The sequence below is a fragment of the Pseudomonas sp. 20-5 genome, from assembly GCF_056782835.1.
Map to the genome: position 1 here is coordinate 3,198,190 of NZ_CM165584.1, position 21,839 is coordinate 3,220,028.

Here is a 21,839-nt window from a genome sequence, read left to right on the forward strand (position 1 = left end):
CATGAGCGCACCGGCACGCCTGCGCATCGGCATTTCCGGCTGGCGCTACGCCCCCTGGAGAGGTGACTTCTATCCCGAGGGGCTGCGCCAGAAGGACGAACTGCGCTTCGCCTCGCGGGCGGTGAACAGCATCGAGATCAACGGCACCTTCTACGCCCTGCAGACGCCCGAGCGCTTCCGCGGCTGGGCCGAGGACACCCCCGAGGACTTCGTTTTCAGCGTCAAGGCCCCGCGTTACATCACCCACGTGCGGCGCCTGCGCGAGATCGACGAGCCGCTGGCGAACTTCTTCGCCTCCGGCCCCCTCGCCCTGCGCCAGCGCCTCGGCCCGTTCCTCTGGCAGTTCCCGCCGAGCATGCGCTTCGACCGCGAGCTGTTCGCCGATTTCCTCGCCCGCCTGCCGCGCGACGGCGCCGCCGCGCAGAAGCTCGCCCGGCACAGCGCCGCGCGCCTGCACCGCGAGGGCTACCTCGACGGCGATCCGGCGCAGCGCCTGCGGCATGCCGTGGAAATCCGCCATGAGAGCTTCGTCGACCCGACGTTCATCGAGCTGCTGCGCGAATACCGGGTTGCCCTGGTGGTGGCCGATACCGCCGGCAAGTGGCCGCTGCTCGGCGACGTCTGCGCCGACTTCCTCTACCTGCGCCTGCATGGCGACAAGGAACTGTACCGCAGCGGCTACTCGGAAGCGGCCCTGGGCCAGTGGCAGGCACGGATCCACGCCTGGGCCGGCGGCGGCCAGGCCGACGACTTGCGCCGGGCCAGCCAGGACGCACCGGCGAAGGCGACGGCGCGCGACCTGTACTGCTACTTCGACAACGACGTCAAGGTGCGCGCACCTTACGACGCCCGGCGCCTCCTGCAGCTGCTGGAACTCGACGGCAGCCTGCGCACGGTGCCCGGACAGTTGCCCGATGACCTGCGGGAGAGTGCCGCATGATCCTGCCGCGCCTGCAGGTGCTGACGGTGAACACCCACAAGGGTTTCAACCCGTTCAATCGGCGCTTCATCCTGCCGGAGTTGCGCGAAGCGGTGCGCAGCGTCGGTGCCGACCTGGTGTTCCTCCAGGAGGTCCTCGGCTCCCATAGCCTGCACGCCGCGCGCCTGCCGTCCTGGCCGCCGGCGCCGCAATACGAGTATCTGGCCGACAGCATGTGGCCGCAGTTCGCCTACGGGCGCAACGCGGTGTATCCCGAAGGCCACCATGGCAATGCCGTGCTCTCCAAGCATCCGATCCTCGCCCACCGCAACCTCGACGTCTCGGTGGCGGGCAACGAGGAACGCGGCCTGTTGCATGCGGTGATCGACATCGGCCGTCCGCTGCACGCGGTCTGCGTGCACCTGGGATTGCGCGAGGCGCAGCGCCAGCGCCAGTTGCAACTGCTCTGCGAGCTGGTGGCGGGCCTGCCGGAGCGCGAGCCGGTGGTGGTCGCCGGCGACTTCAACGACTGGCGCCAGCGCGCCGACCGCCTGCTCGCTGGTTGCGGCCTGCGCGAAGTCTTCGTCGGCGCCCAGGGCCGGCCGGCGCGCAGCTTCCCGGCGCGCTGGCCGGTGCTGCCGCTGGACCGCATCTACCTGCGCAATGCCCGCGGGCGCCAGCCGCGCATCCTCTCGCGGCGGCCCTGGTCGCACCTGTCCGACCACCTGCCGCTGGCGGTGGAGGTGGAGCCATGAACTTCCCCTGGCGCGACGGCAACCGCGTAGAACTGCTGATCAACGGCGAAGAGTACTTTCCGCGCCTGTTCCAGTGCATCGCCGAGGCGCGCCGGGAGATCCTCCTGGAAACCTTCATCATCTTCGAGGACGAGGTCGGCCGGCAGTTGCAGGAAGCCCTCAGCGCCGCCGCCGAGCGCGGTGTCGAGGTACAGGTCACGGTGGACGGCTACGGCACCGCCTCGCTCAGCCCGGACTACCTGGCCAGGCTCACCGCCGCCGGGGTTCGCGTGCACCTGTTCGACCCGCGCCCGCGCCTGCTCGGCATGCGTACCAACCTGTTTCGCCGGTTGCACCGCAAGCTGGTGGTGATCGATCGCCAGCAGGCCTTCGTCGGCGGCATCAACTACGGCGAGGACCACCTGGTGCGTCGCGGCAACATGGCCAAGCAGGACTACGCGGTGCGCGTCGAGGGTCCGGTGGTGCGCGATATCCGCCAGGCCTGCCTGGCGTTGCTCGAACCGGACGCCGACTACCCGCCGTTGCGGCCGTCGGGCGCCGGGCAGCCGGCGCGGGTGCGCCTGGTGATCCGCGACAACGACCAGTCCAGCGACGACATCGAGCGCGAGTACCTGCAAGCGATCCGCCAGGCGCGGCGACGCCTGCTGATCGCCAACGCCTATTTCTTCCCCGGCTACCGCCTGCTTCGCGAGCTGCGCGATGCGGCGCGCCGCGGCGTGCGCGTCGACCTGGTACTACAGGGCATGCCGGACATGCCGCTGGTGCGCCTGTGCAGCCGGCTGCTCTACGACTACCTGCTGCGCGAGGGCGTGCGTATCCACGAATACTGCCAGCGTCCGCTGCACGGCAAGGTCGCGGTGATCGACGACGACTGGTCGACCATCGGTTCGAGCAATCTCGATCCCCTCAGCCTGTCGCTGAACCTGGAGGCCAACCTGGTGATCCACGACGTCGCCTTCAACGGCCAGCTCTACCAGCACCTGCGCGAGCTGGCGCGCCGCCACTGCCGGCGCATCAGCCGCCGCCACGCGAGGCGCGGCTACTGGTGGCGGGCGCCGCTGATCTTCCTCGGCTTCCACTTTTCCCGGCATTTCCCGGCCATCGCCGGTTGGGTACCCGCCCATCTGCCGCGCCTGAAATCGCTGGAGCCGCGTCCGTCGCGGCGCTGGCAGGAACGCCAGGGCCAGCGGGGCAACCCATGAACGGCGGCGGTCACGCAACTGCCTCGGCGGCGCCACGCCGCGCTCACTGGCGCTGGCTGCGCAGGCTGCTGACCCTGGCGTTCTTCGTGCTGGTCCCGGTGCTGCTGTTCCTCCTGGTGAAGAATCTCGACTGGCAGGAAGTCCGCCACGCCCTCGGCGAGTATCGCCCCGCGACCCTGTTCCTCGGACTGCTGCTGGCGGCCGCCGGCTATACGGTGTTCAGCAGTTTCGACCTGCTCAGCCGCTACTACATCGGCCACTCGCTGCCCAAGCGGCGGGTCTTCACCGTGGCGTTCGTGTGCAATGCGTTCAACCTCAACCTGAGTTCCTGGGTCGGCGCCGTGGCGCTGCGCTATCGCCTGTACAGCCGGCTCGGCCTGGGCATCGCCGACATCACCCGGATCCTCACCTTCAGCCTGGTGACCAATTGGTTCGGCTACCTGCTGCTCGCCGGCATCCTGTTCAGCTGCGGCCTGCCGGCCTTGCCGCCGGGCTGGAAGCTCGGCAGCGACGGCCTGCGCCTGATCGGCGCCCTGCTCCTGGCGCTGGCCGCCGGCTACCTGCTGGCCTGCCGTTTCGCCCGACGCCGCGCCTGGGGCTGGCGCGAGCATCGGCTGACCCTGCCGTCCTGGCGGCTGGCGGCCCTTCAAGGCCTGCTCGGAGCGAGCAACTGGTCGCTGATGGCGCTGCTGCTGTACAGCCTGCTGCCGCACGGCGTGGATTACCCGAGCGTCCTGGCGATCCTCTTGATCAGCAGCATCGCCGGGGTCATCACCCATATCCCGGCCGGGCTCGGGGTGCTCGAAGCGGTGTTCATCGCCCTGCTCCAGGGGCGCCTGTCCCAGGGCGTGCTGCTGGCCGCGTTGATCGGCTACCGGGTGCTGTATTTCCTCCTACCTCTGGCGCTGGCCTGCGTGGTCTACCTGCTGTTGGAGCGCCGGGCGATCCGCCTGCGCCGCAAACAGCGCCGCCTGCACCAGGGCCAGGCCTGAATCAGCCGGCCGGACGCAGCAGCAGCGTGCCCAGCGGCGGCAGGTCGAGCACCAGGGACTGCGCCTGGCCATGGGCGCCGCACGACTCGCTGGAGACGCGGCCCTGGCTGCCTGCGCCGGAACCGGCGAACGCCTGGGCGTCGCTATTGAGCAGCACGTCCCAGTCGCCGCCTTGCGGTACGCCGATCCGATAGCCCTGGCGCGGCACCGGGGTGAAATTGTGTACCGCCAGCAGCGATGGCTCGCCGGCCGCGTGGCGCAGCCAGGCGTAGACACTGTTCGCCTGGTCGTCGCCGATCAGCCATTCGAAGCCGAGCGCCTCGCCGTCGCGCGCATGCAGTGCGGGGAGTTCGCGGTACAGCCGGTTGAGGGCCGCCACCAGGTCCTGTACGCCCTGATGCTCCGGATAGCGCAGCAGGTACCAGTCCAGTTCGCCGTCGTGGTTCCACTCGCGCCACTGGCCGAACTCGCATCCCATGAACAGCAGCTTCTTGCCCGGGTGCGACCACATGAAGCTCAGGTACAGGCGCAGGTTGGCGAACTTCTGCCAGCGGTCGCCGGGCATCTTGTCCAGTAGCGAGTGCTTGCCATGTACCACCTCGTCGTGGGAGATCGGCAGGATGAAATGCTCGGAGAAGGCGTAGAGCAGGCCGAAGGTCAACTGGTGGTGGTGATAGCGCCGGTGCAGCGGGTCTTCGCCGATGTACGCCAGGCTGTCGTGCATCCAGCCCATGTTCCACTTATGGCTGAAGCCCAGGCCGCCCTCCGCCACCGGACGGCTGACGCCGGGCCAGGCGGTGGATTCCTCGGCGATCACCAGCGCGCCGGGGGTTTCGCTGGCGACCACCTGGTTGAGGTTATGGAGGAAGTCGATGGCCTCCAGGTTCTCCCGGCCGCCATGGCGGTTCGGCAGCCATTCGCCTTCCTTGCGCGAATAGTCGCGATAGAGCATCGAGGCCACCGCATCCACCCGCAGGCCGTCGACGTGGTAGGTGCGCAGCCAGTGCAGCGCCGAGGCCAGCATGAAGCCGTGCACCTCGCTGCGGCCAAGGTTGTAGATGTAGGTATCCCAGTCCTGGTGGAAGCCTTCGAAGGGATGTTCGTACTCGTACAGCGCCGTGCCGTCGAAACGGCCCAGGCCGTGGGCGTCGGTGGGAAAATGCGCCGGCACCCAGTCGAGGATCACGCCGATGCCGGCATGGTGGCAGGCGTCGACGAACGCGGCGAAGTCCTCCGGCGTGCCGTAGCGCGCGGTGGGGGCGAACAACCCGAGCGGCTGGTAGCCCCAGGAGCCGCCGAAGGGATGTTCCATCACCGGCATCAGCTCGATATGGGTGAAGCCGAGCTGGCGCACGTAGGGAATCAGCTCCTCCGCCAGTTCCGACCAGTGCGGCGGCCGGCCGTCGCGGTGGCGCCAGGAGCCGGCGTGGACTTCGTAGATCGACAGCGGTGCCGCATAGCCCTGGCGCTCCGCGCGCCGGGCCAGCCAGTCCTGGTCGCGCCACTCGTGGCGCAACGCCGCGCAGGTCTTCGAAGCGGTTCCGGGCGGCGTCTCGCAGGCCAGCGCCAGGGGGTCGGCCTTCAGCGGCAGGAGGCCGTCGTGGCCCTGCAACTCGTACTTGTACAGTTCGCCCTCGCCGAGGCGCGGGACGAACAGTTCCCAGACGCCGGATGGATAGCGTCGTCGCATCGGGTGACGACGCCCGTCCCAGCCGTTGAAATCGCCGACCACCGAGACGCGCACGGCGTTCGGCGCCCAGACCGCGAAGCGCACGCCCTCCACGCCTTCGTGACGGGTCAGTTGCGCGCCCAGGCAGGAGGCCAGTTGGCGGTGGTTGCCTTCGGCGAACAGGTAGAGGTCGAGTTCGCCGAGCAACGGCCCGAAGGCATAGGGGTCTTCGCTTTCCTGCACGCCGTCCGGCCAGTGCACGCGCAGGCGGTAGCGCGGTGGCAGGCGCTCCAGGTGGCGCTGGAACAAGCCGCTGCCGGGGTCGCTCTGCTCCAGTTCGGCGAGCGTCGCGCCGTCTTCGTCGAGTAGCTCGACGCGCTGCGCGCCGGGCAGGTAGGCGCGCAGCACGCCGCCTTCGCCGCCGGGGTCGCGCTGCGGGCCGAGGAAGGCGAATGGATCGCCCTGCAGGCCGCGCTGCAGCTTGTCCAGCTCCAGTTGCCAGCGTTCGCGTTCGGACATCGGTTCGCTCATCGGTTCTTGCCCTTCAGGAGGTGTTCGGTGAGTTCGGCCAGACCGGCGAGAGGCACTTCCAGCCAGTCGGGGCGGTAGTCGGCTTCGTAGAGCAGTTCGTAGGCGGCCTTTTCCAGGCAGGCCAGGGCCAGCGCCGCCCCCTCGCCTTCGCGACCGTGCCAGGCGTGCATGAGACCCGCCGCGGCGGCCCGATAGCCGGCCAGGAAGGCGTCGCGGGCTTCGCTGCGATAGCGCATGGCGACCTTGCGCCGGGCGCTGTCGGCCTGTTCCGAGCTATCGGTGCTCTGCGCGTTGCGCAGGACCATCGCCGCCGCGTAGTCGAACGAGCGCAGCATGCCGCCGACGTCCTTCATCGGACTGTGGCGCTGGCGGCGCTCTTCCAGGCTGCGCGCCGGCTCGCCCTCGAAGTCGATGAAGCGTGCGTCGCCCTGGACCATCAGCACCTGGCCCAGGTGCAGGTCGCCGTGAACCCTGATCAGCAGCCCGCCGGCTGCCTGCCGGGCCAGCAGCGGCAGGCGTTCGAGCAGCGCCGGCAGGCGTTCCAGCAGGCGCCGCGCCTGTTCCGCCGCCTCGCCCTGCAACGGCCGTGGCGGCTCGCTCAGGCGTTTGCCGGCTTCGCGCAACTGTTCGGCGATGCGCAGCGCCCAGGCCTGGACGCTGGCTTCGTCGCTCTCGCGGCTGCCGAAGGCCGGATCGTCCGACTCGCCGGCCAGTACGCTGTGCATCTCGCCGAGCCGGGCGCCGAGGTTGGCGGCGAAGCCGCGCAGTTCGGCGAGGCTGTCGTATTGCCCTTCAAGCGCCTCGCTGGCCGCGGATATCTCGTCGCGCACGGCTCGCTCCAGGTTGTCCAGGGTCCAGTTCCAGGCGTCGCCCTGGTTGTTCAGGTAGCCCTGCAGGATCATCAGCGTGTGCGGCTCGCCATCCGCGCCGACCCGCCGTACCTCGCCGAGCAACGGGGCGATGCCGGGGTAGCCTTGGCGGGTCAGGTAGCCGCCGACCTCGATTTCCGGGTGCAGCCCCGGAAGGATCTTGCGCAGCACCTTGAGGACCATGCGCTCGCCGAAGCGGATCGAGCTGTTGGACTGCTCCACCGAGAACGGCAGGACGTCTTCGTCGGCGATGTCGTCCATTTCCGCCAGTCCCGCCGCCGGGATGAACTGGATCTCGCCGTCGCCGTGGGCGATCACCGCCTCGGCGCGGAGTTGCGCGAGGACCTTGCGGGCGAACAGCGGCAGGCTGGCGGCGTCGGTCAGCAGGCCGACCTTGCGACCGCGCCGCAGGCGCGCCAGGGCCAGCAACTGAGGCAGGCTGTCGCCGCGCTGGTCGGCGTCGAGGAAGCCCAACGGCAACTGGTAGCGCAGCCCGTCGATCTCCACTTCGCACAACGCACAGCGCGGCTCCGCCTCGTCCAGCGGAACGATGTAGCAGAGCCGTGGCTGGCCTTTCTCGCCGGCGAACCAGCGGCGCTTCGGCAGGTAGGCCGGCAGCGTCTCGCCTTCCAGGATGTTCCGCGATGCGCCCTGCAGCAGCTCGCCGAGGCGCTGCTTGACCACCAGGGTCGGCAGTTCCGGCAGGCGCTCGTCGGCGGCCACGTGCCAGCTCGGCATCTGCGTCGCGTCGGCCAGGTAGAACCAGTAGAAGCCGTAGGGCGGCAGGGTCAGCAGGTAGGTCAGCTCGCCGATCGGCGGGAACGACATGCCGCCGATCATCTCCACCGGCACCTTGCCGGCATGGCTGGCGAGGTCCAGTTCCACCGCCTGGGCCGCGCGCGACAGGTTGGCCACGCAGAGGATGCTGTCCTGCCGTTCGCCCTCGGCGTATTCGCGCAGGTAGGCGAGGATCCGTCGGTTGCTCGGCGCGAGCATCTTCAGGCTGCCGCGGCCGAAGGCCTTCTGCTGGCTGCGCACGGCGAGCAGGCGGCGCATCCAGTTGAGCAGCGAATGCGGGTCGCGCGCCTGCGCCTCGACGTTGATCGTCTGGTAGCCGTACAGCGGGTCGAGGATCGGCGGCAGCACCAGCTTCGCCGGGTCGGCGCGGGAGAAGCCGCCGTTGCGGTCCACCGACCACTGCATCGGGGTCCGCACGCCGTCGCGGTCGCCGAGGTAGATGTTGTCGCCCATGCCGATCTCGTCGCCGTAGTACAGGGTCGGCGTGCCCGGCATCGACAACAGCAGGCTGTGCAGCAGCTCGATGCGCCGCCGGTCACGCTCCACCAGCGGCGCCAGGCGCCGGCGGATGCCCAGGTTGAGGCGCGCGCGGCGGTCGGCGGCATAGTGGTTCCAGAGATAGTCGCGCTCGTCGTCGGTGACCATCTCCAGGGTCAGCTCGTCGTGGTTGCGCAGGAAGATCGCCCATTGGCAATTGGCCGGGATGTCCGGGGTCTGGCGCAGGATGTCGGTGATCGGATAGCGATCCTCCTGGGCGATGGCCATGTACATGCGCGGCATCAGCGGGAAGTGGAAGGCCATGTGGCATTCGTCGCCCTCGCCGCCATCCTCGCCGCCGAAGTACGGCCGGGTGTCTTCCGGCCACTGGTTGGCCTCGGCCAGCAGCATGCGGTCGGGATAGTGCGCGTCCAGCTCGGCGCGGATGCGCTTGAGCACCTGGTGGGTCTCCGGCAGGTTCTCGCTGCTGGTGCCGTCGCGTTCGATCAGGTAGGGAATCGCGTCCAGGCGCAAGCCGTCGACGCCCATGTCCAGCCAGTAGCGCATCACCCCTAGCACCTCGCGCAGGACCTGCGGGTTGTCGAAGTTCAGGTCCGGCTGGTGGGAATAGAAGCGGTGCCAGTAGTACTGTTGGGCTACCGGGTCCCAGGTCCAGTTGGACTGCTCGGTGTCGATGAAGATGATCCGCGTACCCTGGTATTTCTCGTCGCTGTCCGACCAGACGTAGTAGTCGCGGGCGCGCGACCCCTTCTTCGCGTGGCGGGCGCGGATGAACCAGGGATGCTGGTCGGAGGTGTGGTTGATCACCAGCTCGGTAATCACCCGCAGACCGCGTCGATGGGCCTCGGCGATGAACCGGCGGGCGTCGGCGAGGCTGCCGTAGTCGCTGTGCACGCCACGGTACTGGGCGATGTCGTAGCCGTCGTCGCGGCGTGGCGACGGGTAGAACGGCAGCAGCCAGAGAGTGTTCACGCCGAGGTCGGCGATGTAGTCGAGCTTCTCGATCAGCCCGGCGAAGTCGCCGATGCCATCGTTGTTGGCGTCGTAGAAGGATTTCACGTGGACCTGGTAGATCACCGCGTCCTTGTACCATTGCGGGTCGTTGAGAAAGACCGGTTTCTCGCGTCTGGCCATGGGTTTCTCCTTATGCGTCGACGCGCCGCACGCGCCAGATGCCGAACGGCAGGTGCCAGGGTTCGATGCGCATCCACTGGACCTTGCCGTGCCAGACCCAGCGATGCCCGTTCATCAGGTCCTCGCCCTGGAGGCTGGCGTCGTCGGGCAGGCCGAACTCCCACAGCGGCAGTTCGAAATGCGCCTCTTGGGCTTCGTGCGGGTCCAGGCAGACCGCCACCAGGACGAAGTTGGCGAGGTCCGCGGTGCGCTTGCCGAAATACAGGATGCGGTCGTTCCAGGCGTTGTAGGCCTGGAACCCGAGGTGCGTCTGCAATGCCGGGTTTTCCCGGCGGATGCGGTTGAGCCGGGCGATCTCGGCGACGATGTTGCCCGGCGCCTGGTAGTCGCGCGGACGCAACTGGTATTTCTCCGAGTCGAGGTACTCCTCCTTGCCCGGCAAGGCCGCCGCCTCGCACAGCTCGAAGCCGGAGTACATGCCCCACAGCCCCGACCCCATGGTCGCCAGGGCGGCACGGATGAGGAAGCCGGGGCGGCCGGAGCGTTGCAGGAACCAGGGATTGATGTCCGGGGTGTTGACGAAGAAGTTCGGCCGGTAGCAGTCGCGCCAGGGTGGCTGGTTGAGTTCGGCGAAGTACTCCGCCAGTTCCTGCTTGTCGTTGCGCCAGGTGAAATAGGTGTAGCTCTGGCTGAAGCCGACCTTGCCCAGGCGCGCCATCATCGCCGGGCGGGTGAACGCCTCGGAAAGGAAGATCACCTGCGGATGGCGGCCGCGCACCTCGGCGATCAGCCACTCCCAGAACGGCAGTGGCTTGGTGTGCGGGTTGTCGACGCGAAACAGCGTCACGCCCTGCTCGACCCAGCCCAGCACCACGTCGCGCAAGGCTTCCCACAGGCTCGGCAGGGCCTGTTCGGCGTAGAAGTCGACGTTGACGATGTCCTCGTACTTCTTCGGCGGGTTCTCCGCGTAGCGCAAGCTACCGTCCGGACGCCAGGCGAACCAGCCGGGATGCTCGCGCAGCCAGGGGTGGTCGGGGGAGCACTGGATGGCGAAGTCCAGCGCCAGTTCCATGCCGTGCTCGCGCACCGCAACGAGCAGCCGGCGGAAATCCTCGCGGTCGCCCAGTTCGGGATGGATCGCCTCGTGGCCGCCCTCCTCGCTGCCGATCGCATACGGGCTGCCGGGGTCGCCGGCCTCGGCACGCAAGGAATTGTTGCGGCCCTTGCGATGGGTGCGGCCGATGGGGTGGATCGGCGGGAAATAGAGAACGTCGAAGCCCATCGCGGCGATCTGCGGCAGGCGCCGGATCACGTCGTCGAAGGTACCGTGGCGTGCCGGGTCGCCGCTTTCCGAGCGAGGGAACAGCTCGTACCAACTGGCGAAGCGCGCCAGCGGTCGCTCCACCTCCACCGGGTATTCGCGGCTGCGCACCAGGTGCTCGCGCGGGCCGACCAGACGCAACAGTTCGCCGGTCTGCGCCGCCAGCCACAGCGCCACCCGCTCCTCGACGCTCTGGCAGGCCTGCAGGCGTTCGGCCAGCGGCGCACAGGCGGCGGCGATCTCCGGACCGCCGCGCTCGGCGCAGCGCTGCAGCAGTTCGTCGCCCTCGCGCAGCTCCAGGTCCAGCGGCAGGCGTGCGCCATGCTTGGCACGCAATTCGCGGCGGTAGCCGGCAAAACGGTCGATCCAGGCCTCGATACGGAAGTACAGGCGGCCGCAGGGCGGCGTGCGCAACTGCGCGCTCCAGAAATCGTTGCCTTCGGGCAGCAGCGGCAGGCGCCGCTCCGCGGTTTCCCCGACACGCCGCCAGACCACCTCGGCACCGAGTACCTCATGGCCATCGGCGAAGATTCGCGCGGCCAGGCGCAGGTCGCGGTCGCTCTCGGTCTTCGCGGGATAGGCACCCTCTTCCACCACCGGGCTGACCGACTCGATGGCGATACGGGGCTGCTGGATGGCGATGACCAGCGGATCATCGTCGCTGTTGCGGACAATCGAACTCATCGAGGCGCGCTCCTCCGGGACGTGGGTTCGGCGATGGGTCGCGAGGCTTCCGCCGGCCTCGAATGGCCGGCGGCGCGGACGGTCATTGATTCCGAGCCCGCCGGCGACCGATTGGTTCAGGTTGATTTACCCAGCGGCTCGCCTCAGGCCTTGCGCCGCGAACGCGAGGCACCGGACTTGGCGCGACCCTTCGCGTCGGCCCCGGCCTTTTCGCTGCCCTTGTCCTTGCCGCCGCCGGCGCGGGAACGCAGGCTGCGCTTGAGCAGGTCGGTGAGATCGATGATGTCGGCGCCCTTGCCAGCCACCTCCTCCTCTTCCTCCACCGCGTGCAGCTGGCCCTTGGCGGCCTTTTCCTCGACCAGCTTCATGATCTTGTCGCTGAAGCTGTCCTTGTATTCGTCCGGCTCCCAGTGGGAGGCCATGTCCTCCACCAGGCGCTTGGCCATCTCCAGCTCGCGCTTGTCGAGTTTCGCCTCGGTGACGCTTTCGTCCAGCTCCAGGCCATCCAGGCTGCGCACCTGCGACGGCCAGCGCAGGGTGATCAGCACCAGGGCGTCCTGCAGAGGCCGCAGGAGCGCCAGGTGCTGGCGGGTGTGCAGGACGACGTTGGCCAGGGCGACCTTGCCGGTGCGCTCCAGGGTCTCCCGGAGCAGCGCGTAGACCTTGCCTCCGCGCCGGTCGGGGGCCAGGTAGTACGGGGTATCGAAGTGCTGCAGGGGAATTTCCTGGCTATCGACGAAAGCGAAGATCTCGATGGTCTGGGTCGACTTGGGATGCGCCGCGCGGATTTCTTCCTCGCTCAGCACCACGTAGCGGCCCTTTTCGTACTCCACGCCCTTGACGATGTTCTCGCGCTCGATCTCCTTGCCGGTGACCTTGTTCACCCGCTTGTAGCCGACCGGCTCCATGCTGCGCTGGTCGAGCCAGTCGAAATCGATGCCCTGCGACGAGGTCGCCGCCGACAGGCTCACCGGTATATGCACCAGGCCGAAGCTGATCGCGCCTTTCCAGATCGCACGCGCCATGCCGGTTTCCTCCTCTTGATGGTTACAGCGTGCCGCCGTCCGCGTAACGCACGCGGCCGTCGGCGGCGATGTCGGTGATGCGCTGGAGCAGGTTGTCGGCGGCGGTCTCGGCGTCGCTCAGGCAACTGCAACCCGGGGTCACTACCCACAGCATGCGTACCGCCGCGCCACGCCGCTTGGGCTGATAGAGGATCAGGCCGACCGGCTGGCAGCGCTCCTGCATCGCGTCGGTCCAGGCGGTACAGGCGTCGAAGTCCTTGAACATGACGGAACTCTCCTCAATGGCTATCGGAAGATGGCGGCGAACGGTTCAGGCAGGCCAGGACATGCAGCACCAGTAGCGCCAGGACCGTCCCGAGCACCGCGGTACCCTGGTGACCGAGTCCGACCGCGACGCCTATGGCGGTGCTGGCCCAGAGTCCCGCCGCGGTGGTCAGGCCCCTGACCCGGCTTTCCCGACCTGCCTTGAGGATGGTGCCGGCGCAGAGGAAGCCGATGCCGGCGACGGTGCCCTGGATCACCCGGCTCAGCGCGTCCGCCCCGCCACCCTGCAATTGCAGCGGCATGACGAACAGCGCCGCGCCGAGGGTTACCAGCATGTGCGTGCGCAGGCCGGCGGCCTTGCCGCTCTGCTCGCGCTCGTAGCCGAGTACCGCGCCGAGCGCCGCCGCCAGCAGCAGGCGCAACGCGGCGCGGGCGGTCTGCTCGAAGTCGGCGAGATCGGCGAACTCCTCGCCGAGGATCTTCCACAACGTCTCCCAGGCGCTCATCGGCGTTGTATCCCGCTGTAGCGCAGGGCACCGCAACGCAGGCAGCGCTCGCAGTCGAAGGTTTCCTCACCCAGTCGCAACGCCGGTTGCCGGCACCAGTCGCAACCGCCTATCAGGCAACGCAAGGTCATCCGGGTCCTCCCGCCGAATCGCTCGGCCAGCCGCCCTTTCCAGCTGTGACCGACGAGACGACGGGAAGGTGCGATCGGATTCGCCAGCGGCGCTCCTCAGGCGGGGATCGCCTTGGTCGCCGCCTCGCGCTGCCAGATCCGGTGCTGCATCAATGCCTGGCGCAGGCCGGGGAAGACATCGGTGGCCGTGGCGCCGAGCACCACGCCGGGGTCGCCAGGCAACGAAAGCTGGCTGGCCAGCGCCTGGGCATCGCCGGCGAAGGCCACTGGCTTCAGGTGCTTGTAGGCTTCCAGCAGGTAGTGCAGGCCGCGTCCGTCAGCGCCGATGGCCTGGCTGCTGGCCGCGCCGCCAGGCACGAAGACCGCGTCGAAGGCTACCGACGGCAGGCCGTCCCAGGTTCCCTCAGGGCTCAGTTCGGCGCCGTTTTCAGCCTGCACCGGCGAAGCGCTGGGCGCGATCAGCTTGGCGTCCGCGCCCTCCTGGCGGAGCGCGTCGCGCAGGTCGCTGACGTCGCTCTCGGCGACGCCGTCGGCGATCAGGATCGCCACCTTGCGCGAACGGATGTCGCCGGACAGCAGGTTCATCTGGCTCAGCGCCGGCGACGGCTTCGGCTGCGGTGCCGGGTTGGCCGGCGCGGCGAGCTGCACACCGACGTTCGCCGCGACCCTGGCGGCCAGTTGCGGATCGATGTTGAGGAGTATCTGGTTGACTTCGCGCTCACGGATCGATTGCCGCTCGACCTTGGACAGTTCGAAGCTGTAGGCGGCGACGATATGCGCCTGCTCGGCCTCGCTCATGCTGTGCCAGAACAATGCGGCCTGGCTGAAATGATCGGCGAAGGAGTCGGCACGCTTGCGCAGCTTGCTGCCGCTGACCGGCTCGTGGTAGGTGGAGAAGCCGCCGTTGCGCGCCGCCGGCGGGGTTTCCTTCGGCCAGCCGCCGTCGATCGAGTTCGGTTCATAGGAAGCCCGGCCGCGGTTGATGGTCTGCCGGTGCGGCGCGTCGCGCTGGTTGTTGTGGAACGGACACAGCGGGCGGTTGATCGGGATTTCGTTGAAGTTCGGCCCGCTCAGGCGCAGCAGTTGGGTGTCGGTATAGGAGAACAGCCGACCCTGCAACAGCGGGTCGTTGGTGAAGTCGATTCCGGGGACCACGTGGCCGACGTGGAACGCCACCTGTTCGGTCTCGGCGAAGAAATTGTCGGGGTTGCGGTTGAGTACCATCCGCCCCACCACCCTTACCGGCACCAACTCCTCGGGCACCAGCTTGGTGGGGTCGAGCAGGTCGAAGTCGAAGCTGTCCTGCTGGTTCTCCGGGATCACCTGCAGGCCCAGCTCCCATTCGGGATAGTCGCCCTTCTCGATGTCCTCCCAGAGGGTCCGCCGGTTGAAGTCGGGGTCCTTGCCGGCGAGCTTCTGCGCCTCGTCCCAGACCAGCGAGCAGGTCCCGGACTTCGGTCGCCAGTGGAACTTGACCAGCACGCTCTCGCCGGCCGCGTTGACCAGGCGGAAGGTGTGCACGCCGAAGCCCTGCATGTTGCGGTAGGCGATCGGAATGGCGCGATCGGACATCAGCCACATGACCATGTGCGCCGACTCCGGGGTCAGCGAAACGAAGTCCCAGAAGGTGTCGTGGGCAGACGCTCCGGTGGGAATCTCGTTGTGCGGTTCGGGTTTCACCGCATGGACGAAGTCGGGGAACTTGATCGCATCCTGGATGAAGAACACCGGCATGTTGTTGCCGACCAGGTCGAAGTTGCCTTCGTCGGTATAGAACTTCACGGCGAAGCCGCGTACGTCACGCACCGTATCCGCGGACCCGCGCGGCCCCTGCACGGTGGAGAAACGCACGAAGACCGGGGTACGCTTGCCCGCCTCGGCGAGGAAGCCGACCTTGGTCAGGTCGCTGAGGTCCTCGTAGGCCTCGAAGTAGCCATGCGCCGCCGAGCCACGAGCGTGGACCACGCGCTCGGGAATGCGCTCGTGGTCGAAGTGGGTGATCTTCTCGCGCATGATGAAGTCTTCGAGCAACGACGGTCCGCGCTCGCCGGCCTTCAGGGTGTTCTGGTTATCGGCGATGCGGGTGCCGGTATTGGTGCTCAGGGCCTCTCCGGTGGCGTCCTCGCGATAGGCCTCCAGCTGTTCCAGCTTGGCGTTGCTGTTGGCACGGTCGACGGTGTCGGTGCCGGCCGCCTGGCTGCGCTGCTCGTTGTTCTGCTCGCTCATCGGTTTCCTCTCCTCATCCTGGGCATGAAAATGGGGCGGATGCCTCCCTGCTCCGCCCCATTCACTTCACTGCGCGGTTATCAGTTCCCGCCGTGGCTGCGCTGGCCACCTTTCTTGCCAGCCTCGGAGGCCCGCTGCGGATCGTTCTTGAAGTTGCCGCCGCTGGCCTGGCCGCCCTTCTTGCCGGCCTCCGAAGCACGTTTCGGGTCTTCCGCGAAGTTGCCTTTACCACCTTGATGCTGTGCCATTTCTATTTCCTCCGAATAATCTCTTCAGAACAGATTTCATGGACGCATGCGTTGCGCATGCCCTAACTCTGAGAGGGTGTTTCGCCAGTGGTTCAGATTATTTTCAGCGAATGAAAGCGAAGCGCTTTGCCAGCATGTTTCGAGCGCAATCCATAGGGTTCAAAGATCCTTGCCTTATTCCATTGCCAGCATTGACAGGAATCCCCGAATTGCGTCAGATGAAAGCCCGCACATCTCGGAGGAGCACCATGAAACCCTACGAGCATCAGGCCTACAGCGATCCCGTGGTAAGCAACGAAGAACCCGATCGCGATTGCCATGAATGGAATTTCGAACCGGGAGACAGTGATCAGGAACCCTACCCCGAATATCATGGAGCGAATACCGAAGAATGCCCAGGCGGAGGCACTTAATTATTCTTTTCTATTGCAACCCCTGACATTCCGATAGACCCATTCAATAATTAATCGTCGAACTTTAAAACAAATGGAACTCGCCATGGAAAACAGTGACGAAGTGCGATTCCAGCACTATTTCATTTCTCTCGTCGAACAGGTGGCGAAACCGCTTTTCATCGACTCCTGCGAAGAGGCGCGCAGCTACGGCCTGGACTGCAACGTGGACCTCGACCTCGACGAGGACGGCCATCCTCGCCTGCGCCTGGAAGTCGGCGATCCGGGAGGCGAGAAAAGCCACTACAGCCTGCTGGCGATTCCCGGCGAGCGGGTCATCCATCGCCAGTACCTGGCCGGGGCCCAGGAATGGCACAGCCTGCCGGCCGAGCTGGCGTCGATCAACCCGATGGTGCTGGACAGCGAGCTGGCGGTATTCTTCCGCCGCGCCTTCGACCTTCGCCTGGAGGGCCCCGAACGCCGTCACCCGGCCGGCTTCTGGTAAGGCCCTTCATAGCTTCCAGATATCCCGGGCGTATTCGCTGATCGTCCGGTCGGCGCTGAACCAGCCGATCCGCGCCACGTTGAGCAACGCCGAGCGCCACCAGCGATCGGGCTCGCGCCAGACTTCCTCGACCCGGCACTGCGCATGCCAGTAGGCCTCGAAGTCGGCGCAGAGCATGAAGCGGTCGTCGTGCACCAGGCCGTCCACCAGCCCTTCGTAGCGGCTGCGGTCGTCGGCCGAGAACAGCCCGCTGCGGATCGCCTCCAGGGCTTCCTCCAGCCGCGGCGAGGCCGCGATCACCCCGCCCATCTCCAGCTCCCCGGCCTGCCGGCGCTGCTCCACCTGCTGGGCGCTGAGGCCGAAGATGAACATGTGTTCCAGGCCGATCCGCTGGCTCATCTCGACGTTGGCGCCGTCCAGGGTGCCGATGGTCAGCGCGCCGTTGAGGGCGAACTTCATGTTGCTGGTCCCGGAGGCCTCGAGCCCGGCGGTGGAAATCTGCTCGGAGAGGTCCGCCGCGGGAATGATCGCCTCGGCCAGGCTGACGTTGTAGTTGGGCAGGAACACCAGCTTGAGCAGGCCGCGCACGGTGGGGTCGTCGTTGATGGTGCGGGCGATGTCGTTGGCCAGCTTGATGATCAGCTTGGCCTGGTGGTAGCTGGCGGCAGCCTTGCCGGCGAAGATCTTCACCCGCGGCACGCGGTCGGCGGTCGGGTCGTTGCGGATCTCCTGGTACAGCGCCACGGTGTGCAGCAGGTTGAGCAACTGCCGCTTGTATTCGTGGATACGCTTGATATGCACATCGAACAGCGCTTCCGGTTCGATCGCCACGCCGAGGCTGTCCAGCACCAGGCGCGCCAGGGCGGTCTTGTTCTGCCGACGCTGCTCGGCGAAGCGTGCCCGCAGCCTGGCGTCCTCGACGTGTTCCTCGAGGTCCGGCAGGCGCCGTTCCGGGGTGTCCAGCAGGTCGGCGCCGAGGGTCTCCACCAGCAGCTCGGTCAACCCCGGGTTGGCCTGGAACAGCCAGCGGCGGAACGACACGCCGTTGGTCTTGTTGCTGATGCGCTGCGGATAGAGGCGATGCAGGTCATGGAACACGGTTTCGCGCATCAGCTCGGTGTGCAATGCCGATACCCCGTTGATCTGGTGCGAACCGAGGAACGCCAGGTTGCCCATGCGCACCCGTCGGCCGTGGCCCTCCTCGATCAGGCTGACCGAACGCAACAGGTCGAAGTCGTGGATGTCCTGGGCACGCAGCGCGTCTATATGGAAGGCATTGATCAGGTAGATGATCTGCATGTGGCGCGGCAACAGGCGCTCCATCAGCGCCACCGGCCAGGATTCCAGGGCTTCCGGGAGCAGCGTGTGGTTGGTGTAGGACAAGGTCGCCACGCTCAGCGCCCAGGCGTCCGGCCAGGCCAGTTGGTGCACGTCCACCAGTTGCCGCATCAGCTCGGCGACGGCGATCGCCGGGTGGGTGTCGTTGAGCTGGATCGCCACCTGTTCCGGCAGGCTACGCAGGTCGTGATGATGGCGCAGGTGGCGGTCGAGCAGGTCCTGCAGCGAGGCTGAGACGAAGAAGTACTCCTGGCGCAGGCGCAGTTCCTGACCGGCCTCGGTGCTGTCGGCCGGATACAGCACCCGCGAGATGCTCTCCGCCTTGACCACGTCGACCACCGCGCCGATATGGTCGCCGGCGTTGAAACGGTCCAGTTGCAGGTCTTCCTCGGCGCGAGCGCGCCACAGGCGCAGGGTATTGACGCTGGCACGCCGCCAGCCGACGATCGGCGTGTCGTAGGCGATCGCTCGGATCCGCTCGTCCGGCCGCCAGATGGCTCGGCCACTGTGCTCGCTGTCGACCTGCACGCTGCCGCCGAAGTCGATGTAGTAGCTGACCTCGGGTCGTTCGAACTCCCAGGGATTGCCGAAATCCAGCCAGGTCTCGGTCTGCTCCTGCTGCCAGCCGTCGGTCAGCACCTGGCGGAACAGGCCATGCTCGTAGCGGATGCCATAGCCATGCGCGGGAATGTCGAGGCTGGCCATGCTTTCCATGAAGCATGCCGCCAGGCGTCCGAGGCCGCCGTTGCCGAGCGCCGCGTCCGGCTCCAGGGCAACGATCCGCTGCAGGTCGACGCCCAGCTCGGCAAGGGCCTGGCGGGTTTCCTCGAGCAGCCCGAGGTTGCCGAGGTTGTCCAGCAACAGGCGACCGATGAGGAACTCCAGGGACAGGTAGTAGACCCGCTTGCGCGCGGGCGCTTCGCCTTGCGGGGTGGCCTCCTCCCAGTGGTCGATGATGTGGTCGCGCACCGCCAGGGCCACCGCTTCGAACCAGTCGTGCGGGCAGGCGGTGGATGGGTCGCGGCCGACGCTGTAGCGCAGCTTGGCGAGGATGCTGGCTTTCAGGGTCTGGACCGTGCTCGGGGTCTGGTCTTGGCTGTCGGGCATCGCCGGGCTTCCTTCCGGCCCGCCGCTGCAGGCCGGTGCTTGCGGGGTTTTCTCAGGCGCTCTTGCGTACCGGCACGGCGGCCGCCGCGCTTTCCTGGCGCAGGCGGTCGAGCAGGTCGTGGCCGGCCAGGGTCAGGTGGTGGACCACCCATTGCTCCTGGCCGGTCCAGGAATGCTGGACGCTGCCGCAGAGCAGTTGCGCCTGGTTGAGCAACTGCAAGTGGTAGGCCACCGCCTCGCGGCAATGACCGGGTAGCTCGCGTGCTTCCCAGTGCTGGCCGAAGCCAAGGCTTTCCAGATGCTCCAGCAGATCCCTGATCAACCCCCAGTCGCGTTTCATCGCCGTGCTCCTTGTCTGCGTCGCGGCCGGCCGTTCCGGCTACCTAGAAGCGGAGTCGCGGCGGCCGCGATGGTTCATTCTTTTTCGCCGGCGGCCCGCCTGTCCGCACGACGGAACCGCCGGGCGCCGGCGTCAGTCGGGAGGAATGCCGTTGCCAACGGTCGGTGCGCGAACTGGCGCGAGAGCTGGAGCGCAGCTTCACTGAGCAGTGACCTTTCCCGTATTCCGGTAGGAGCGCTCCGATGCAGGCTTTCATGGTTCATTTCTCAGACGCCGGACAACCCGGCCGGACCGTGCTCACCACTTTCGCGCCAACCCTCAGCACCAGCGAGGCGCACGTTCGCCTGCAACTCTGCTATCCCCTGCTGTTCCCGCAACGCCTGAGCGCGGTGCGGGTCTACCCCCTGCTGCCGGCGGCGGCACGCGAGTGAACGCGGCCGCCGGGGCGCCTCAGCCGTTGACTACCGTACCGCCGTTGACGTGCAGCACCTGGCCGCTGACGTAGGACGAGTCGTTACAGGCCAGGTAGACGTAGCTGGCGGCCAGCTCTTCCGGCTGGCCGGGCCGGCCCATCGGCGTATCCGCGCCGAAGTGGGCGACCTTCTCGGCGCTGAAGGTGGACGGGATCAGCGGCGTCCAGATCGGGCCCGGGGCCACGGCGTTGACGCGGATGCCGCGGTTGACCAGGTTCATCGACAGCGACCGGGTGAACGAGGTGATCGCGCCCTTGGTCGAGGAATAGTCGATCAGCTGGGGGTTGCCCTTGTAGGCGGTGATCGAGGTGGTGTTGATGATCGCCCCGCCCTTGCCCATCAGCGGCAGGGCCGCCTTGGTCAACTGGAACATGCCGAAGATGTTGGTGCGGAAGGTCTTCTCCCACTGCTCTTCGCTGATGTCCTCCAGGCGCGCCTGCGGATGCTGCTCGCCGGCGTTGTTGACCAGCACGTCGAGGCGTCCCCATTTCTGCCTTAGCGTGTCCACCAACTGGCGGCAGAAGCCGGCATCGGCGACGTCGCCGGCGAACGCCAGGCACTGGCGGCCGAGCGACTCGATGATCTCGCGGGTCTTCGCCGCGTCTTCGTTCTCATCCAGGTAGACCAGCAGCACATCCGCCTTCTCGCGGGCGAAAGCCACCGCCACCGCGCGGCCGATACCACTGTCGCCGCCGGTGACCAGGGCCACCTTACCCTCCAGCTTGGCCGCCGGACGGTAATCGGCGGAAACGAACTCCGGCTTCGGCTGCATCTCGCTTTCGTGGCCGGGACGTTGGTCCTGGTGCTGCGCCGGCAGGGTCTGTCGCTGTTCGCTCATGGTGGTTTCCTCTCTGTCGGACGCCTCAGGCGCGTTCGCCGCGCAAGGCGCGTTGATGGAATTCGGGCAGGCGCCGCAGCGCCCAGCGGGTGGCTTCCCGGCGCATCCGCGCGGGGTCGCCGTGGAAGCGCTCGCGGCGCGAGAACAGGGCGAGGCCGGCGGGCAACCGGAAGGCCCAGGCGAAGCACACGGTACCGGGAGGGATGCCGTCCTTCGCTTCACTGCCGAGCAACCCCGTGACCGCCAGCGCGGCGCTCGCCGGACTGCGTTGCAGGGCCGCCCTGGCCATGGCCTCGGCGACCTCCACGCTGGTCAGGTTGAAACGCTCCAGCCAGTTCGGGTCGAGCCCCAGCAGGGCAAGCTTGGCCGCCGGCGAATAGACGACGAAGCCGCCTTCCATCACCTTGCCGCTGCCGGCCACCGCCGACAGTTCGGCGCTGATCTGCCCGGCAGTACAGGATTCCGCGGTGATCAGGCTGAGGTCGGCGCTACGCAGGTAGGTCACCAGGCGAGAGGCCTCGTCCGCGAGTTGCAGGTCGGGCATGGCACGCTCCTCAGGGCGAGATCGGGTCGCTGGCGGGAAAGGTCTCCTTCAACGCATCGTCCAGCTGGCGATCCTCCGCCACCTGGGGCCGGGTGGTGCCGCCACAGGGGCAATCGGCGTCGCGACACGGCTCGCCCTGGGGGTGGCCGCTGGCGCAGGCCGCGCAGCAATAGTGCTGGCCGTCGCGTTCGACGGCATCGGCGCCGGGCTGGCAGGTGCATTTAGGACAGGCACAGGTTTCGCTGTTCATGGGCAGTCTCCAGTGGGGTTCACTTGCTGTGTTCCGGCGAGGTCACCGGGCGCAAGCCACGGGGGCCGGTCCAGCCCCAGAGGACCAGGCCGAGCACGGGCAGGAGCAGGATCAGCAGCGACCAGCCGAGCTTGCGACTGGCGGAGCTGTCGCTGCGGAGCACGCTGTTGATGGCCCAGGCATCCACCAGGAGCAACAGGACCAGCAGCGCGAGGATCAGGTAGGCGGTATCCATCGGGGGCCTCCTCGGCATCTCGTTGCACGGTGGAGGCCCTGTGCG

20 protein-coding genes and 1 pseudogene are annotated in these 21,839 nt (G+C 67.5%); 6 read left to right on the forward strand and 15 right to left on the reverse strand.

All coding sequences use genetic code 11. The annotated features are described in order from the left end of the window. The first annotated feature begins 1 nt into the window (after position 1). From AC1RB9_RS14675 to AC1RB9_RS14690, 4 genes are read left to right on the forward strand one after another with little or no spacing between them, the layout of a single operon-like run. Positions 2-940, forward strand: a complete 939-nt coding sequence (locus AC1RB9_RS14675; protein ID WP_003132148.1) for a DUF72 domain-containing protein — start codon at positions 2-4, stop codon at positions 938-940. Next, a complete protein-coding gene (locus AC1RB9_RS14680; protein ID WP_003113649.1) occupies positions 937-1,674 on the forward strand; it encodes an endonuclease/exonuclease/phosphatase family protein in 738 nt (245 codons plus the stop codon). The genes AC1RB9_RS14675 and AC1RB9_RS14680 overlap by 4 nt, the downstream gene beginning before the upstream one ends. Then, on the forward strand, positions 1,671-2,876 hold the full coding sequence (gene clsB / locus AC1RB9_RS14685) for a cardiolipin synthase ClsB (RefSeq protein WP_003132149.1): 1,206 nt from the start codon (positions 1,671-1,673) through the stop codon (positions 2,874-2,876). Before AC1RB9_RS14680 ends, clsB begins: the two co-directional genes overlap by 4 nt. Next, complete coding sequence (locus AC1RB9_RS14690; protein ID WP_003162293.1) at positions 2,873-3,868, forward strand: lysylphosphatidylglycerol synthase domain-containing protein; 996 nt, start codon at positions 2,873-2,875, stop codon at positions 3,866-3,868. The genes clsB and AC1RB9_RS14690 overlap by 4 nt, the downstream gene beginning before the upstream one ends. Position 3,869: 1 nt before the next feature. On the opposite strand, the gene glgB is transcribed toward AC1RB9_RS14690, so the two are convergent. The 9 genes from glgB to AC1RB9_RS14735 form a co-directional block, all read right to left on the reverse strand. Then, positions 3,870-6,068: a 1,4-alpha-glucan branching protein GlgB gene (gene glgB, locus AC1RB9_RS14695; protein WP_003162294.1), complete on the reverse strand. Its 2,199-nt coding sequence runs from the start codon at positions 6,066-6,068 to the stop codon at positions 3,870-3,872. Then, entirely contained in the window at positions 6,065-9,367 is a 3,303-nt protein-coding gene (gene treS, locus AC1RB9_RS14700; protein ID WP_003162295.1) for a maltose alpha-D-glucosyltransferase, read from the reverse strand. Before treS ends, glgB begins: the two co-directional genes overlap by 4 nt. 10 nt (positions 9,368-9,377) lie before the next feature. After that, complete coding sequence (locus AC1RB9_RS14705) at positions 9,378-11,372, reverse strand: alpha-1,4-glucan--maltose-1-phosphate maltosyltransferase (protein ID WP_003116987.1); 1,995 nt, start codon at positions 11,370-11,372, stop codon at positions 9,378-9,380. 143 nt (positions 11,373-11,515) lie between these two features. After that, complete coding sequence (gene ku / locus AC1RB9_RS14710; RefSeq protein WP_003100825.1) at positions 11,516-12,397, reverse strand: non-homologous end joining protein Ku; 882 nt, start codon at positions 12,395-12,397, stop codon at positions 11,516-11,518. Positions 12,398-12,419: 22 nt separating this feature from the next. Beyond that, positions 12,420-12,662 carry a hypothetical protein gene (locus AC1RB9_RS14715; RefSeq protein WP_003088922.1) on the reverse strand — a complete coding sequence of 81 codons (243 nt, stop codon included), beginning with the start codon at positions 12,660-12,662 and terminating at the stop codon, positions 12,420-12,422. A gap of 13 nt (positions 12,663-12,675) precedes the next feature. Next, complete coding sequence (locus tag AC1RB9_RS14720; RefSeq protein WP_003088919.1) at positions 12,676-13,167, reverse strand: MgtC/SapB family protein; 492 nt, start codon at positions 13,165-13,167, stop codon at positions 12,676-12,678. After that, the gene (locus AC1RB9_RS14725; protein ID WP_003088917.1) at positions 13,164-13,298 is read right to left on the reverse strand and encodes a PSPA7_2676 family Cys-rich small protein; all 135 of its coding nucleotides are present in this window, start codon (positions 13,296-13,298) and stop codon (positions 13,164-13,166) included. The genes AC1RB9_RS14720 and AC1RB9_RS14725 overlap by 4 nt, the downstream gene beginning before the upstream one ends. Before the next feature lie 96 nt (positions 13,299-13,394). Then, on the reverse strand, positions 13,395-15,524 hold the full coding sequence (gene katE, locus AC1RB9_RS14730; protein WP_003450622.1) for a catalase HPII: 2,130 nt from the start codon (positions 15,522-15,524) through the stop codon (positions 13,395-13,397). 80 nt (positions 15,525-15,604) lie between these two features. After that, complete coding sequence (locus AC1RB9_RS14735) at positions 15,605-15,772, reverse strand: con-10 family general stress protein (protein ID WP_003088912.1); 168 nt, start codon at positions 15,770-15,772, stop codon at positions 15,605-15,607. Between the two features lie 498 nt (positions 15,773-16,270). Between AC1RB9_RS14735 and AC1RB9_RS14740 the strand changes: the two genes are divergently transcribed. Next, a complete protein-coding gene (locus tag AC1RB9_RS14740; protein WP_003162297.1) occupies positions 16,271-16,669 on the forward strand; it encodes a hypothetical protein in 399 nt (132 codons plus the stop codon). Positions 16,670-16,675: 6 nt separating this feature from the next. Here AC1RB9_RS14740 and AC1RB9_RS14745 read toward each other — a convergent pair whose 3' ends face one another. Together AC1RB9_RS14745 and AC1RB9_RS14750 are read right to left on the reverse strand one after the other, a co-directional pair. Next, positions 16,676-19,114: a glycogen/starch/alpha-glucan phosphorylase gene (locus tag AC1RB9_RS14745; RefSeq protein WP_003088906.1), complete on the reverse strand. Its 2,439-nt coding sequence runs from the start codon at positions 19,112-19,114 to the stop codon at positions 16,676-16,678. Positions 19,115-19,166: 52 nt separating this feature from the next. After that, positions 19,167-19,454, reverse strand: a complete 288-nt coding sequence (locus AC1RB9_RS14750) for a DUF2513 domain-containing protein (RefSeq protein ID WP_003100808.1) — start codon at positions 19,452-19,454, stop codon at positions 19,167-19,169. A 254-nt stretch (positions 19,455-19,708) separates the two neighbouring features. Here AC1RB9_RS14750 and AC1RB9_RS14755 point away from each other — a divergent pair, with 254 nt between their 5' ends. Continuing rightward, the gene (locus AC1RB9_RS14755; protein WP_169057975.1) at positions 19,709-19,885 is read left to right on the forward strand and encodes a hypothetical protein; all 177 of its coding nucleotides are present in this window, start codon (positions 19,709-19,711) and stop codon (positions 19,883-19,885) included. A 19-nt stretch (positions 19,886-19,904) separates the two neighbouring features. Here AC1RB9_RS14755 and AC1RB9_RS14760 read toward each other — a convergent pair whose 3' ends face one another. The 4 genes and pseudogenes from AC1RB9_RS14760 to AC1RB9_RS14775 all read right to left on the reverse strand — a co-directional run bounded on the left by AC1RB9_RS14760 (position 19,905) and on the right by AC1RB9_RS14775 (position 21,794). Then, a complete protein-coding gene (locus AC1RB9_RS14760; RefSeq protein WP_003450621.1) occupies positions 19,905-20,765 on the reverse strand; it encodes an SDR family oxidoreductase in 861 nt (286 codons plus the stop codon). After that, positions 20,762-21,309 (reverse strand): annotated as a pseudogene (locus AC1RB9_RS14765) (CinA family protein). Before AC1RB9_RS14765 ends, AC1RB9_RS14760 begins: the two are co-directional and overlap by 4 nt. 10 nt (positions 21,310-21,319) lie before the next feature. Further along, entirely contained in the window at positions 21,320-21,559 is a 240-nt protein-coding gene (locus AC1RB9_RS14770) for a metallothionein (RefSeq protein ID WP_003100805.1), read from the reverse strand. A 19-nt stretch (positions 21,560-21,578) separates the two neighbouring features. Continuing rightward, positions 21,579-21,794 (reverse strand): PLDc N-terminal domain-containing protein, encoded by a 216-nt coding sequence (locus AC1RB9_RS14775; protein ID WP_003088893.1) that lies wholly within the window; start codon positions 21,792-21,794, stop codon positions 21,579-21,581. Positions 21,795-21,839 lie beyond the last annotated feature (45 nt).